This is a genomic window from Emticicia sp. W12TSBA100-4, assembly GCF_040253585.1.
In the GTDB taxonomy this organism is placed as follows: Bacteria; Bacteroidota; Bacteroidia; order Cytophagales; family Spirosomataceae; genus Emticicia.
The window spans coordinates 1-14,739 of record NZ_JBELAU010000025.1; the positions used below are offsets into that span (position 1 = coordinate 1).

Consider the following 14,739-nt stretch of genomic DNA (forward strand, 5'->3'; position numbering starts at 1 on the left):
CTTATAAATGGACTCGAAATTAAAGCTAAACCGAACGCTCCAACGATTACGCCACCAACAAGCCTTTCGGTCTGTTCGCCGTCAACTCTTACGCTTACTGCAGATGGTTGTGCAGGCACGGTGACTTGGTCAGAAGGGGCGGCTACTGGAACAAGTCTGACTCTTTCAGCTGTTGGAACTTATAGCATATCGGCTACTTGTACGGTTAATGGTTGTAATTCTGACCAAAGTTTGAGTATTACAGGTCTCGAAATTAAAGCTTCACCAATAATTACAGCAACTAATACAGGTCCTTATAAAGTCGGACAAATTATTAGTCTAACTGGTACGGGGGCAGTAAGTTATAATTGGTCTGGACCAAATAACTTCTCAAGTACCTTGAGTAACCCAACAATCCCTAATGCACTTTCGGTTAATGGCGGGGTTTATAGCTTATCCGTAATTGGTGTAAATGGTTGTAGTGCTGTGGCTACTACAAATGTGATTGTAAGCGGAATCGACCCTTGCGACCCAACTCGTATTGTTGATTATCTCTATGTACAAGCTGGAAATCCATACCAACCGTTATTTCCACTCACTAATGGAATGGTTATTAATCAACGAACTGAGCAAGTTTCAATTTTGGTTAATCCAGTATGCCCATCTGTTACTATCGAAAGTTTTGAGATGAATATTCAAGGTCCTGAGCTTAACTGGAATATACTCCAAAATGTGTCCCCTTATGCGTTATTCGATAACTTTGGCAATGATGTTTGGGGAAGAAATTTCAAACCAGGAGTTTATACCTTGACTTTAACGGGTTATGCTCAAGATAATAAAGGTGGGGGCATCACTTATGGACCTAAAATAATCACCTTTACAGTTGTTGGAGATTTGGCTACTATCAATGCTCCTACCCTTTCTAAAACTGTAATATGTGCAGGAAGTAATGTCGATGTAAGTTTCACAACTACTGGAACTTTCAATGGAGTGAACCAATTTCAAGTTGAACTATCTGACACGTCTGGTAGTTTTGCAGCACCAGTTTTAATTGGTACAACCAACACTACTGGCACGCTCAATTGTACTATTCCTCAAAATACACTTGAAGGCTCTAAATATTTAATTCGAGTAGCTTCAACTAATCAAGTAGTAGTAAGCAATCCAGCAATGGGTTTGATTACGGTTCATCCTTTTAGTTATACTTTAATTAATCCTGACAATAACCTGACTGGTACAAGCACTAAGAAAGCAGTTAGCACGATTAATGCCAGCAATAAAGTTATTTCGCCTACTAACGTAACCTATCAAGCGGGAAATAGCATCTTATTGACACCAGGTTTTGAATCGGGTGCAGTTTTCAAAGCAGAAATTCAGGGGTGTAATAATTAAGTAAAAGAGTCGAGTGGCTTTTGCCCTCGACTTTCATTATTTTATAATTAAGCCCAAACAATAAAAGCGAGCTAACTATTTGTTGGCTCGCTTTTATTGTTTGAGAACAAAACCCTCGACTCGATTTTTTACTTGAATCTATCTCTGAGAAAATCAAATAACGATTTTAAAGACTTGTAAATATGAATAAACAAATCATTTTTCGGAGGTTGGTACATAAACCCCGATTCAGGCTTTTGGTTTTACAGTTGCATTATCGCTATTTTTCTTGTTAAAAAACTTCTTTTTACCACTTGGTTTTCGGTAAGGTTTGCGAGCTTGTGATGCTTTGTATTCAGGTGCTTTTCCGAGTCCTAAACTCTCAGTAATATTTTGTTTTTCTACTTCTCTTTCAAGTAATTTCTCAATATTTGCGATACGATATTGGTCTTTTTCATTGATAAAAGTAAAAGCCGTACCCGTAGTTTCAGCACGGGCGGTTCGGCCGATGCGGTGAATATAATCTTCGGCATCACGAGGCACATCAATATTGATTACCAAATTTAAGTTATTAATATCAATTCCTCTCGAAAGCACATCCGTTGCTACCAGGATCTTGAATTGTTTATTCTTAAATCCCCTCAATGATTCTTCACGGTCTTCCTGCGAATTGTCTGATGAAATACCTTTTGCTTCAAATTTATTTCGATTTAAAATCCGAACAACTTTATCAATCATCGACTTTTGTGAGGTAAAAATAATGACCGATTCTGCAACTGTATTTTTCATCAGATGAATCAACAATGGCAGTTTTTGTTCGTCAGAAGCTAAATAAAATTGTTGGTCAATTCCCACCGCTGGTTTTGAAACTGCCAAACGAATTTCTTCAGGATTTTTGAGGATTTTATCAGCAAAGTCTCTAATTTTCTTAGGCATTGTGGCCGAAAACATTAGATTTTGGCGATTTTGCGGTAAATGTTTCAACACAAAAAGAATATCTTCCGAAAAGCCCATATCGAGCATTTTATCGGCTTCATCAAGTATCAAACACTTTAAATTATCAAATTTTACCTCGCCCGAATTCATGTGGGCCATCAAACGGCCTGGAGTAGCAATAATAATATCTGCACCTTTTACCAAAGCTTTGCGTTGTTGGTCCCAGTCTTCGCCTTTTCCTCCACCATAAATAGCAATGCTTGTAGCTTTAATAAAATAGCTAAAACCTTCTATTTGTTCATCAATTTGTTTGGCAAGTTCACGGGTAGGTACTAATATGAGTGCCGAAGTATGATTACTCGGTTCACGACTAATTTTATCTAAAATCGGAATCAAATAAGCTGCGGTTTTGCCAGTGCCTGTTTGTGCCGATGCTATTAAATCTTTTCCAGAAAGAATAATCGGAATGGCTTTTTCTTGTATCGGAGTGACTTGTAAATAATTCATGGCGTCCACTCCCGTCAGTACGTCATCATGAAGGTTAAGTTCGTTAAATTGCAATTTTTTAATAATTAAATAGGACTTGTGAAAGCTTTAATACTTACAAATATAGCATTAAGTAGCTTATTAGCAATAAATAAGCCGTGATTGTTTCGTTTCTGAGAAATTTCAAAATCTATTACTCTAAACTCTTCAAGGTATATCCTTTCTGTTTCAAAAGTTTCAATACACCTTTTTCTCCGCCCAAATGCCCCGCTCCTACTGCAAAAAAAGTTGACTTCTGCTTAATATTCTGTTCGATTACAGGAATCCAATTTTGATTTCTTTTATCCAACAGCTCTTCTTCCATCCCTTTCATGCCCACCATTTTCTTCGAAATCATTTTTGTCAGAGCCTCAACATCTTGTTTTATGTACAAATCAATCATTTGATTGTAAGTTTCATTACCTTTTTCACTTTCGTTTACAATTTCCATCAACCATGAAACTTGTTGTTCAATCGGTGCTTTATCCATTACAGCCATTTGATCTTCGATGGTTTCGAGTCCCAAAACTTCTTTTTTTTCGGTTTTGGCCTCTTTCACAAAATACTCTTCGTAAGATTTAGGCATCGGACAGCCCGTTGATTTCATCATCGCAATGCTCATGTAAAGCATTGGTTTTGCTGGACCAAACATCGTTACATCCATGCCTACGTTTTTCTTAAAATATTCACTAAAAACCTTATAATCAACCTCATTCATAATATCTTTCAACTTTTTCCCATCACTTGACATCATCAATTTTTGAGTTTTCATCATCATTTGTGGATCGTCCATGTCAATCTCTAAGAAGATTTGTTGGGCAACTTTCAGTTTTTCTTCTGTGCCTTTCGGAACAAAAAACTTATCTGGACAAATCATATGAATTGTGCCAAAAACATACGAAGGCTGCGATAATCCATTACCCGAAATTTCCCAAAGTAAGCCTTTTTGTGTTTGCTGTGCGTAAGTTTGTGATAACTGCAAAAGTAAAGCGATAAAAACGATAAATTTGTATTTCATAATTATAGGCGTGAATGTTTGAAAATGATTTCTAAAAATAACAAAAAAGCCCGATGAATGTTCACCGAGCCTTGCACTTTTATCAGAGGTATGTGTTTTCTAATTGGGTAAATGCTTGGTTTTCTTTTCCAATTCTACTACCATAGGTACTAAAACGTGGTCTTCGATGATTGCGTGCTTACGGAGTTCAAGCTCAAATAGTTCAACCTGATTCAAGAAAACTTTGTAAGGTAATGGAGTGGTTTTGTTGTCTGAATATTGCTTGATTATTTCGCTCACTTCTTTCAACTCATCTTCTATTGGAGAGTGGCTGGCAATAAATTTTTCTATTGAAAATTCGGGATCAAGATCAAGGCTTTCAGCACATACAGGCTTCACTTTTGAAGCAACAATCATTCGGCGTATGTACGGAAACAATTGTTTTTCTTCCATACGAATATGGTCAACGAGCTTGTTTTTATAATTATTAAAGAAAATTGCCAAACTCGCCAAAAGTTGGTGACTTTGACCATATTTACTAAAAATATGTAGCAATGACTGCTCAATTTCGGGTAGTTTTTTGCTTAAATAATATTGGTGGGTTGCTTGCAGATAATCGAGAATATCTTCAACCGAAAATTTCTGCATTTTCTCGAAAGGAAAATCCTCATCATCATTGTATAAATCCAAAATCAACTCAATCAATTCGTGGTTCAATTCGAGATGCGTAATTGCTTTGGTTTTAGGCGTTGTTTCTAATCGCTCAGTAATCATCTGAAGCATTTTAGAATTATCAATGAGGTCGTTTACAGTTGTCATATTTTTTTCTTAGAATCTGAATAGACAAAGCTATCAAAGTCAGTTTTCTAAAAATATGACGATTGTCATAAAAACAAAAAAGCATACCGAGATTTATTCTCAGTATGCTTTTTGAGGTATAAAACCTAATTATTATTGAGCAGCAAACTCACCACTTGCTCTGAGTTCTACTTCTTCAGCTACAACTGCTGATGGCATTGCACCTACACCAAAATCTGTACGTTTCAACGCACCAGTTGCTTTGAAACCAACTAATTTTTTACCTTGACGGTTTGTACCTGTACCAACCAATGTAAGGTCTAAAACGATTGGTTTTGTAACTCCCTTCATTGTTACATTACCCGCTAATTTATATTTTTTTGGACCTGCTGGAGTAATTGATGTACTTTTGAAAGTTAAAGTTGGAAACTTAGCTGTATCAAAAATATCTTCTTTTTGAAGGTGACCATCACGCATTTCTTGATTAGTAGTCACTTGTTTCATATCAGCCGTCAATTCAAAAACTGCATCTGAAAAATCTTCTTTTGATGAAGTGATTGAAGCGTCAAAGCTTTTAAATACACCGTCAACTTCTGACATCATTAAGTGAGTAACTGTGAAAGTCATTTTAGCGTGAGCTTTGTCAAGTGACCATTTTTGTGCAAAAGATGCAACCGATGCTAATAAAGCAAAAGCAAGTACTGTGATTTTTTTCATTTTACTGTGTTTTTTTTGGTTAATACTTATGAATAATTAGACTAAATACGCTGGACAAATGTAATGACATATAATGTCTTGACAAATTATTTTAACAACATTAACAATCTATTAACGAAATAGACTATATGCATTATTTACCCGCTTCGCCTTCAGGCTTGCGACGCTTCATTATTAAACTATCGGCAGGGTAATTGGCCTTTAGTGTGGCCATCTGAGTTTTTGCCCATTCAACAATTAATTGACGTTGAGCATCGGTAAGATTAGCTTCTTTGTGTAAGCCAAGAGCCGTGTAAGATTCCAAAGGCATTTCGTTTTCTTCGACGGTCTCTATCACTTCTTCAAGCTTATGATTTTGTACGGCTATCGGAAGTTTAGTAAAAGTTGAGAAATTGAGGTGTTTTTTACCATCATCTACGTGATGTGCCAAGAAAAAGGCAACAGGCTGGATATTGTTATACCACGGATATTCAGTTTTATTGGAATGACAATCTCGACAAGCAACTTGAAGGACTTGCTTTACATCGGCAGGTATTGCATATTGTGTTGAAATATCATACATATTATCATCCGAAAGATTTTTTTCTGGATGGATAAACTGAATCAGAATCAATATGATCCCAACTCCAAGAGCAATTTTCTTTAACATATTCGTAAATTTTAGGTTAGTTTTTTATAAAATTTATTTTCAAGATAAAGTATCTTTAAACAAACGAAGCGTTCGCTCCCAAGCCAATTTGGCTACTTCGGCATTATATCGGGTTGGAGCGGTATCGTTATTAAAAGCGTGATTAGCTCCATCATAAACATATATCTCGTGTTTTGTGCCTGCGGCTTTTAGTGCAGACTCGAAAGCTGGGATTCCTGCATTTACTCGTTCGTCAAGTCCGCCATAATGTAGCATCAAAGATGCTTTGATTTTTGGCACATCAGCAGCTTCTGCTTGACGACCATAATATGCAACTGCTGCATTGAGTTGCGGCGAATTTACGGCCATCTGATTAGCCATTGCTCCACCCCAACAAAAACCAACGCAAGCGGTTTTTCCATTAGACTCTTTTAGTGAGCGTAAGTAATCAAAACCTTTAACAAAATTATTAATATTTTTCTGAGCATCGAGTTTGGCAAACAAACCACGAGCTTCATCTTCGTTGGCAGGAGTACCTCCAAAAGGCGAAAGTGCATCAACACCCAAAGCTAAATATCCTGCTTTTGCCACTCTGCGAGTTACATCTTTGATATGCGGATTAAGTCCACGATTCTCATGAATCACTAAAACTGCACCAATTTTTCCTGAAATTTTCTTTGGTTTAGCCAGATAAGCTTTCATTATTGTGCCGTCACCTTCGTAAGTAATCTCTTCGGTAGTTATGTCTTCATCATCTTCGGCAATAGTAGTAGCATTGGCGTAATTTACTTCTAAAAGGGGTAAAATGGCTATCGCAGCGGCAGTACCACCCGCGAGCTTTGCCAAACGTGTCATAAAATCGCTTCGAGTGAGTGGCTTGTGCGTGTACTCGTCGAAAAGGTTGATAATTTCTTGATTCATAGTTTTAGGATAATTTTAGGTTGATAAAACATTAATAATTAAAACTCTAATCGAAGTAAAGGTATCGAAATTTTATATAATACGTTAGAAAACAAATAAACGTTGAAAGATACGCTCTATTTTGATAAAAGAAGGGGCTTGCCGAAAATCGCAAGCCTTCTAATTTTTCAACCTAATCAAAATAAAATCTTTATATTTTCTAAAAATGGCTCGGAGAAATACGCTTCCCCAAGGCCATTTTCTAATACTCTTCATTTTTAGTTATTATCACCACCACCCATCACGTCATCGTTTTTCACTTTCGATTTTTTGCTTTCAGTAAATTTCATTTTACCAATTTTATAGCTGAAAGTTAGCTTTACGTTTTGGTTATAAAGGTTATTAACCATTACTTGATTAAACATTGGCGTTGTGAGCGTGCTTCTCATTTTCATTCCGAAGAAGTTTTCAGCAGCAAGCCCGATGCTACCTTTTTTGTTAGCAAATTCTTTTCTTGCACCAATTGAATACATACCCATTCCACCTTGTGAACCTTGAAGCTGCACACGATTTCCTCTGAAACCGCCTGAAGCTTGAACAGCCCAACCTTTCTTCAAAGAAATTGACGATTGTAAACGTCCACTAACTACGATACCATCATTACTTATTTTTGCTGAAAGCCCATCTAAACCAGTTTGTTGTCCTTCTAAATAATTATAGAATAAATCAACTCCACCATTCAATGTCCATTTTGGTGTTAAGAAGAAATTCCCGAAGATATTTGTTCCGAAAGTTTGCTCTTTACCAATATTTTCAAATGTGGTAATGATTGCCCCAACAACCGAATCTGACGGCATCGAAATACGTGTGATTGAGTTGTTTGTCTGACGACCAAACACCGAAACATTCAAATATGTTTTATTAATATTTGTACTTAAAGCTAATTCAACATTGTTTGAGATTTCGGGTCTCAAAGTTGGATTACCTACTGAAATACTCTGAGGATTTGAAATATTAAGGTTTGGGTTAAGTTGTTGTAAACCTGGTCTTTGAATACGGTTATTATAAGCCAATTTCAAGGTCGATGATTTACCGAAAGGCTTTGAAATATTGATACTCGGCACAAGATTTCCGTAAGCAGGAATCACAATATCATTGTTTTGGTCGTTGGCGTCGATGGTTGTATATTCGTAGCGAGTACCCACTTTGACCGTATATTTATTACTTGTCGTAACAGTGTATGAAACATATCCTGCGGCAATATTCTGGCTGTAATTTAATAAACCTGCTGGATTACGAGCATCTGACGAAAACGAACCTGTTGGATTAGCCACTAAATACTCAAAATCGCTATCTACCTGACGTCTTACTGTCTTTAAACCGACCTCAAACATTTGATTTTGTTTGATTGGTGTCTGAAAATCTGTTTGCAACGTAATTTCCTTATTAAAGTTTTGGTTTAAGTTTTTTTGGCGACTTACAAGCTCTTGTGCATTACCCAACAAATCAGTAAAGAAATTATTGGTCAGTTTATTTTGGCTGTATTGACCAGAAATCGAAAACTCTTGTGAAGGCTTGAAAGTACGAATATAATCAAGGTTTAAATCAACCGAATTTGAGGCGTCTCGGCTATCAACATTTCTATAAGAAGTTGAATTCAAGACATTATTTGTAAACTGATTGATGGTAAAATCTTGTGTACGGCTAAAACCACGTGTACCGAACGCTACCGAAGCAGTAAGCGATTGGTTTTTGGCCAAATCATAATCAAAACCTAAATTATATCTTCCAAAAAGTCCATTATCGCTCGCATCTGCAGATTGGTTTGTTAAAGTCGAAACGCCATTTCTTAACGTAGTTTGGTCTAAAGTAACCAACGATTTATTATAGAACGCACGACCAAAACCGCCTAACGTTACGCCCAGTTTTCCTTGACGATAGTTTCCGTTTAAGCTCAAGTTTGAGCCACGAATACCTACACCCGAATCAACGTTGAGCGTTAAACCTTGTAAAGTAGATTTTTTCAAAATGATATTAATGATACCACCCGAACCTTCAGCATCGTATTTGGCTGATGGTGACGTGATTACTTCAACACTTTTAATCAAATCGGCAGGAATCATTTTTAAGGCATCAGCAATGCTACTTGCCACAATTGTAGAAGGTTTATTGTTAATCAAAACTCTAATGTTTGAAGTTCCACGTAGCGAAACGTTACCATCTAAATCAACCGAAAGCATCGGAACTTTACGCAAAATATCGGCTGCATCACCTCCTCTTGAGGTCAAATCTTTTTCGGCATTATAAACCAATCTATCAACTTTTTCTTCAATCATTGATTTTTCAGCTGTTACTGTTACTTCATCCAATTGTTTTACGCTTTGAGCCAATTTTATTACGCCCAAATCGTTGTCTTTGCCTTTTTCAACTTTTACTTCAATGGTTTTATCTGTGAAACCGATAAATGTGATAACCAAGTTATATTCGCCAGCCGCCACACGGTTCATTGAAAACTTACCTTTTTCGTCAGCGATTGTGCCATCAACTACTTTTTTTGTATCTTTAGTATAAAGAGCAACGTTAGCAAATTCAACGGCTGTTGAAACGCTTTCGTCAACCACAAAACCAAAAACTTTTGAATTTCCTTTTGGAGCGTCACCGTCAAGATTAAGCGTTGGTGCAGCAGGTGTAGCTTTTGGTCTTCCATTGCCATCGCCACCTCTTTGTCCGCCCCCCATACCGCCTGGGCCACCTGGACCAAACTGTGCAGTTGCCAATGTCGTGGCAGCTATTATAAGTGTAAAAATTGATGCTAACTTCTTCATTGTTTTATTATTTAGTATTTTGAATGTCGGTTTATAAGAATCGCTCTACTGCTTGTCTCGCTGAATTCTGCAACAAATCAATCACTATATTTTGAAACAATTTTTGATAATAGATAAATAAGGCTTTCAACTCGACAACTGGGCGGATATTTCGACGATGCCGAAGCGTAGAATAGTTAAACCGAAATGTCGATAAAATTGTACTAATTGTAGAAAATAGGGGTTAAAATGAGCATTTTTTAAAGGTATAGGTTGCATTTAACCGAGTTTTTAAACAAACTTTGATATTATTTATGAAGCCTATCATATATCTGGCAATCGTTTAATTATAAAACAATGCAGAATTTCATCAAGAAAATTGGAGGGTCAACAACCAACAGAATATTGTTATTACACCTATCTTTTTGGGCGTTATACTTTTCTTTCTTTTTTTACCAGATTACTTTCAGCCGCCACGGAGAAGAACCAAACTATGAAAGGTCATTCTTTGACGCCTCTACTCAAATATTTTTCATGGCTTTGATAAGCTACTTCAATTACTTTATTTGCTTGCCACGTTTCTTAGTTCATAAAAACTTTGGACAGTATTTAATTGAATTTTTGATACCTTTTACGATTATCATTACCTGTCATATCTTTTTAAAGCGATATATTTATTTAGAAATCAAGGAAGCTAAAGGCTTTTTATATTCATCAAAGTTTATTAGTCAGCACGTTATTGCGGCGATTTTTATAGCTATTTTTATCGGGATGCTACGCTTTGCCAAAGATTGGTTTGAGCTGGAAGCTAAGAAAAGTGAGATTGAAAATGAAAAATTAACCGCCGAATTGCGTTTTCTAAAAGCACAAGTAAACCCGCATTTTCTGTTTAATACGCTCAATAATCTGTATTATTTGGCGATGATAAATTCGCCAAATACAACAGAAGTGATTGAGAAACTCTCGCAAATGATGCGATATATGCTCTATGACTCTAATCATCCGAAGGTTTCGATGACTAAAGAGATTGAATATATGAAGAATTACATCAGCCTCGAAAAACTTCGTCTGGACAACCAAGTACCGATTACTTTTGATATTGAGGGTAACCCTGACTCAGTGCAGATTGTACCACTTATCTTTATTACATTCCTCGAAAACGCTTTCAAACACGGTGTGAGCAATAGCATGACCAACGCCTATGTAAATATTTCAATACATATTGATGGACAACAATGTACATATTGCGTAGAAAACAGTAAATTGCCACCAAACCTTGAAACAACCAACGAGAAATCAGGAATTGGCTTACAGAATGTCAACCGTCGTTTGGAGCTTAGTTACCCAAATAACTATGAGTTGATTGTCAACGAAGACGATAAAGATTATATCGTGGTTTTGAAACTGAATTTGGCTTAATCAATCATTAACAATTTATCATTGACAATTAATGTTGACTTGTATAATTATCGAAGATGAACCATTGGCTCGAAACCTAATGGAAGCTTATGTGAAGAAAGTTCCACATTTGAACCTGCTAAAATCGTTTTCGAGCTCATTGACCGCTTTAGATTTTTTACGTGAAAATACGGTCGATATATTATTTTCGGATATCCAAATGCCCGAAATTACTGGCATTACATTGCTAAAAATTCTGCAAAAAAAACCTTTGGTGATTTTGACTACCGCCTACTCTGAATATGCCCTTGAAGGCTACGAACTTGAAGTTTTCGATTATTTATTAAAGCCAATTAGCTTAGAACGTTTCTTGAAAGCAGTCGAAAAAGCTACGATTCGTTTAACCGCTACCCAGCCAGTCGTTCAAGAAAAAATTGTGCAGGAAGTTGTAGTCAGTTCCGAAGGCAATCACGGTTTTATTTTTGTGAAAGATGGCACAAAACTCGTCAAGATACGCCTCAATGAAATTCAGTATATTGAAGGATTGAAAGATTATGTTTGTATTCACACCAAAGATAAAGATTCAACGCTCAAAAAGATTGTCACTCTTCAAACCATGAAAAGTCTGGAAAGTCAACTCTCTGAAAATCAATTTATTCGAGTTCATAATTCTTATATAATTGCTTTCGATGCTATTGATGCTATTGACAAAGAAAAAATACAGATTGGCAAAAATTTTATTCCCATCAGCGATACCTACCGCAAAACATTCAAGGAGTTTATAGAGAAAAAACAGGTAAGCTAATAGCCAGTCGAAATCGTAATTATCGAATCAGGTTTAAATCTACGAGATAGCGAGTCTGCATTCTTCTTCCATTGCTTCAACATCGCATAATAAACCTCATCAGTAGCAGCCATAGCCTCTACTAAATGTTTCACTTTATCAGTTTGGATAAAATCGGGGTTCTTTCTGATGGCCGCAATGTTTTCATCTTCGGTTTGCACATTCCAAACGGCTATTCTAAAACCAGCATTATGCGATTGTTGTACTTGTTCGGCCGTAATATCTTCACTTGCAATCGTGATTCCGAATAAATTCAATTCTTTGGCGGTTTCTAAACCTTCTTCAAAAGTTTGCGGATAGATAAAAAGTTTATAATTATAGTTTTTAGCCCTCAAGAGCATCAAGAAATTTTTATCATTTGATTCAATTAAAAGTTTTCGCTGAATTTGATATTTCTGTGCAATTGCTTCGATTGCATTGGCAAATCTGCCTAAATAGGCATCATCGTTTTTGTCTGCATTATAAAGTTTGCAATCAAAAGTAAATTTGTGAGAAGATAAATCATCAATATTTGAGAATAATTGGTCGAGCGAGATAATTGCATAAGACTTATAAGGCATTTCATCATAATAACCCGCTTGAAGTTCGGCAAAAGTATATTGGCTGACTGAACCTGTTAAATTGGTTTTTTCGCTCAAATTTGAATCGTGAAAAGCCACCAAAACACTATCTTTGGTCATTTGAACATCAATTTCGCTACCATCAGTACCTAAATTTAGACAGTTCATGATAGACTCGAAAGTATTGATTGGATATACCGACGAAATGCCCATTCCACCGTGTCCTAAAACTGTTATGTAGTCTCGGCTGAGGTTCTCAACTTCAAATATTTCGGTTTCTTTTTCGCAAGAATAAAATAAACTGAGTAGTGGAAACAAAAAGATTTTTTTCATAAAATTTCGTTAAAAACCATAACCTATTGATAACCCAAACCATGAGTTATATAACTTGTCTGATGAAATAATAGGTGAATAGTTTAAGCGAAAAATGATGCCTCGCTCCGATTTTTGATAACGATAACCAGCAGTAAAATTTGAATTCAAAGTTGTTTGCCTTTCTACGGCAAACGTCATACTATTTGTTTGAGTTACATTCGAGAAAGTCTGACCGAATCCTACCTCAAGATGATGCGTTTTTCCATAAATAGCATTAATGGCTATTGGAATAATAACATCGGGATTAAACTTATTGTTAAAATCTTTGAGATGAAAAGTGCTAATTCCCAGACGAACACCAATTTTTAGATTGGGAGTCAGCTTATATTTTTTTTGAAAAATTACTCGTTCATAATTCAACGAGCCATAACCTCCCGCCCCGAAGGCTTCAAGATAAATCAGATTCCGAATAGATTTTTGCTGAACTACCTGCGAAAATGATTTACCTTGAACAACTATTAAAAATACGATGAGCCAATAAATTTGTTTTCTTTTCATCCACGAATCTTGCTCTCCGTTAGCAATTTATTTGAATTTGGCACTTAATGTAATGATATTTGCAACCATGCCATTGCTTCGATTATAATGTCCATAACGAAGCTCGGCAGTATTCCAATGTTTAATTCCGAGAACACCATCAGGTGGAGCAATTCTAATTCCTGCTCCCCAAAATGCACTTTTAAAATCCGAAATATCAAAATCTGACGTATAATAAGTTTCGGTCAGTTTATGGCTATTGATTGGAGCAAAATAATCAACAGCAGTTTGGCTATTAAAACGATAATGCGGCGTAACCGACACAAACGAAGTAATTTTTACAGGAACTTCAACACTCACTGTATGTGCTTTCATACCCCAATTATCTTGGTAATACCGATAAAACGAACGAATGATAAATCTATCACCCAAGAAATAGCTGGCACGCAAACCAACTGGCAATTTCGCACGTGTCCCTGGTAATTTTTCTACTTTCAGCGTACCATCAGTAAAATAAACTCTGTGATATGGCGTACTCAAAAGCCCTTCTTGATAAGATGGTTCAACAACAGCCATTACCTGTAAGCGTTTATTGATAACCTGTGAAACTCCGATTGATAAATTATATGAGTTTCGGCGTTTAAAGTCAATATTTTGGTCGCCTTCTGCTCCCGAACCATAATTATCGGGTCGAACTTCATAAGGTAAAATAACCGACCAAGTATCAAAGAATGCTCCCAGTTTTAAGCTCAATTCGGTATTATTATCTTTCGATGATTTTGAAAAACTCAGATTTCCACCGTAAGATTTATAATCCCATTCGGTTGAATAAGATAAACTTGCTCCAACAGTATTATGTTTTGCATCATCCTTTCTGCTCCAAGAAAGTGTTGGATAAAAGTGAACATCCGACATCGAAGCTGATGAAACCGAACGAGGGTCAATCAAATCAGATGAGGCTGACGAATAATAATCCACAGAAGCGTCGGCAGTGATTGAGTGTTTACGAGCTTTTTTGTCGATAAATGATAATTTGATGTCCAACGAATTGGCAATATCAAACAACTTTTCTGTTCCGATACCTCCAGTCACGGCCGAATGGTTACCGTCTTGAGCATAATATGCCGAAACAAGGTTGACTTCTTCTAATTTCAACGTACGAAAACCACTTTCGGCAACGGGTTTAGAGCTTAGTTTATACTCTTTGCTTGATGTAGGCTTCGTGCTTTTATTTTTAAATATAAATTTGGTATTATCGTATTGGGCATAAGCACCGCTTAGCATACCAACGTATAAACCAATTGCTAATGTTACTTTTTTCATAAATAGGAATTGTTTAGATAGCCGAGAAAAGGATTCAACGCATTCGGCTGTTTTACTTATTCTGTGACATTAGACATTTCATCTTATGACACATAATCAACTTAATA

The 14,739-nt window shown here is 36.3% G+C and carries 13 protein-coding genes; 3 read left to right on the plus strand and 10 right to left on the minus strand.

What is annotated here, in order from left to right; all coding sequences use genetic code 11:
* Positions 1-1,371: 3-coathanger stack domain-containing protein (locus ABR854_RS24365; protein ID WP_350268470.1), on the plus strand; the 1,371-nt coding region annotated here is incomplete at its 5' end.
* Positions 1,372-1,599: 228 nt separating this feature from the next.
* Here ABR854_RS24365 and ABR854_RS24370 read toward each other — a convergent pair.
* The 7 genes from ABR854_RS24370 to ABR854_RS24400 all read right to left on the minus strand — a co-directional run bounded on the left by ABR854_RS24370 (position 1,600) and on the right by ABR854_RS24400 (position 9,676).
* Positions 1,600-2,847, minus strand: coding sequence for a DEAD/DEAH box helicase (locus ABR854_RS24370; protein WP_350268471.1), 1,248 nt, complete (start codon positions 2,845-2,847; stop codon positions 1,600-1,602).
* Between the two features lie 118 nt (positions 2,848-2,965).
* Positions 2,966-3,829 carry a TraB/GumN family protein gene (locus ABR854_RS24375; protein WP_350268472.1) on the minus strand — a complete coding sequence of 288 codons (864 nt, stop codon included), beginning with the start codon at positions 3,827-3,829 and terminating at the stop codon, positions 2,966-2,968.
* 99 nt (positions 3,830-3,928) lie between these two features.
* The gene (locus ABR854_RS24380) at positions 3,929-4,627 is read right to left on the minus strand and encodes a hemerythrin (protein ID WP_350268473.1); all 699 of its coding nucleotides are present in this window, start codon (positions 4,625-4,627) and stop codon (positions 3,929-3,931) included.
* A gap of 132 nt (positions 4,628-4,759) precedes the next feature.
* On the minus strand, positions 4,760-5,323 hold the full coding sequence (locus ABR854_RS24385) for a YceI family protein (RefSeq protein WP_350268474.1): 564 nt from the start codon (positions 5,321-5,323) through the stop codon (positions 4,760-4,762).
* A 133-nt stretch (positions 5,324-5,456) separates the two neighbouring features.
* On the minus strand, positions 5,457-5,972 hold the full coding sequence (locus tag ABR854_RS24390; protein WP_350268475.1) for a heme-binding domain-containing protein: 516 nt from the start codon (positions 5,970-5,972) through the stop codon (positions 5,457-5,459).
* Between the two features lie 39 nt (positions 5,973-6,011).
* Positions 6,012-6,872 (minus strand): dienelactone hydrolase family protein, encoded by an 861-nt coding sequence (locus tag ABR854_RS24395; RefSeq protein WP_350268476.1) that lies wholly within the window; start codon positions 6,870-6,872, stop codon positions 6,012-6,014.
* Positions 6,873-7,129: 257 nt separating this feature from the next.
* Positions 7,130-9,676, minus strand: coding sequence for a TonB-dependent receptor (locus ABR854_RS24400; RefSeq protein WP_350268477.1), 2,547 nt, complete (start codon positions 9,674-9,676; stop codon positions 7,130-7,132).
* Positions 9,677-10,012: 336 nt separating this feature from the next.
* On the opposite strand from ABR854_RS24400, the gene ABR854_RS24405 reads away from it, so the two are divergent.
* Positions 10,013-11,074, plus strand: coding sequence for a sensor histidine kinase (locus tag ABR854_RS24405; protein ID WP_064197259.1), 1,062 nt, complete (start codon positions 10,013-10,015; stop codon positions 11,072-11,074).
* A gap of 31 nt (positions 11,075-11,105) precedes the next feature.
* Positions 11,106-11,858, plus strand: coding sequence for a LytR/AlgR family response regulator transcription factor (locus ABR854_RS24410; RefSeq protein WP_350268478.1), 753 nt, complete (start codon positions 11,106-11,108; stop codon positions 11,856-11,858).
* Here ABR854_RS24410 and ABR854_RS24415 read toward each other — a convergent pair.
* Genes ABR854_RS24415 through ABR854_RS24425 form a run of 3 tightly spaced genes read right to left on the minus strand, consistent with a single transcriptional unit; the run spans position 11,855 to position 14,632 of the window.
* Complete coding sequence (locus ABR854_RS24415) at positions 11,855-12,790, minus strand: glycerophosphodiester phosphodiesterase (protein WP_350268479.1); 936 nt, start codon at positions 12,788-12,790, stop codon at positions 11,855-11,857. The genes ABR854_RS24410 and ABR854_RS24415 overlap by 4 nt on opposite strands.
* 9 nt (positions 12,791-12,799) lie before the next feature.
* On the minus strand, positions 12,800-13,330 hold the full coding sequence (locus tag ABR854_RS24420) for a hypothetical protein (protein WP_350268480.1): 531 nt from the start codon (positions 13,328-13,330) through the stop codon (positions 12,800-12,802).
* Between the two features lie 27 nt (positions 13,331-13,357).
* The gene (locus ABR854_RS24425; protein WP_350268481.1) at positions 13,358-14,632 is read right to left on the minus strand and encodes a DUF3570 domain-containing protein; all 1,275 of its coding nucleotides are present in this window, start codon (positions 14,630-14,632) and stop codon (positions 13,358-13,360) included.
* Positions 14,633-14,739 lie beyond the last annotated feature (107 nt).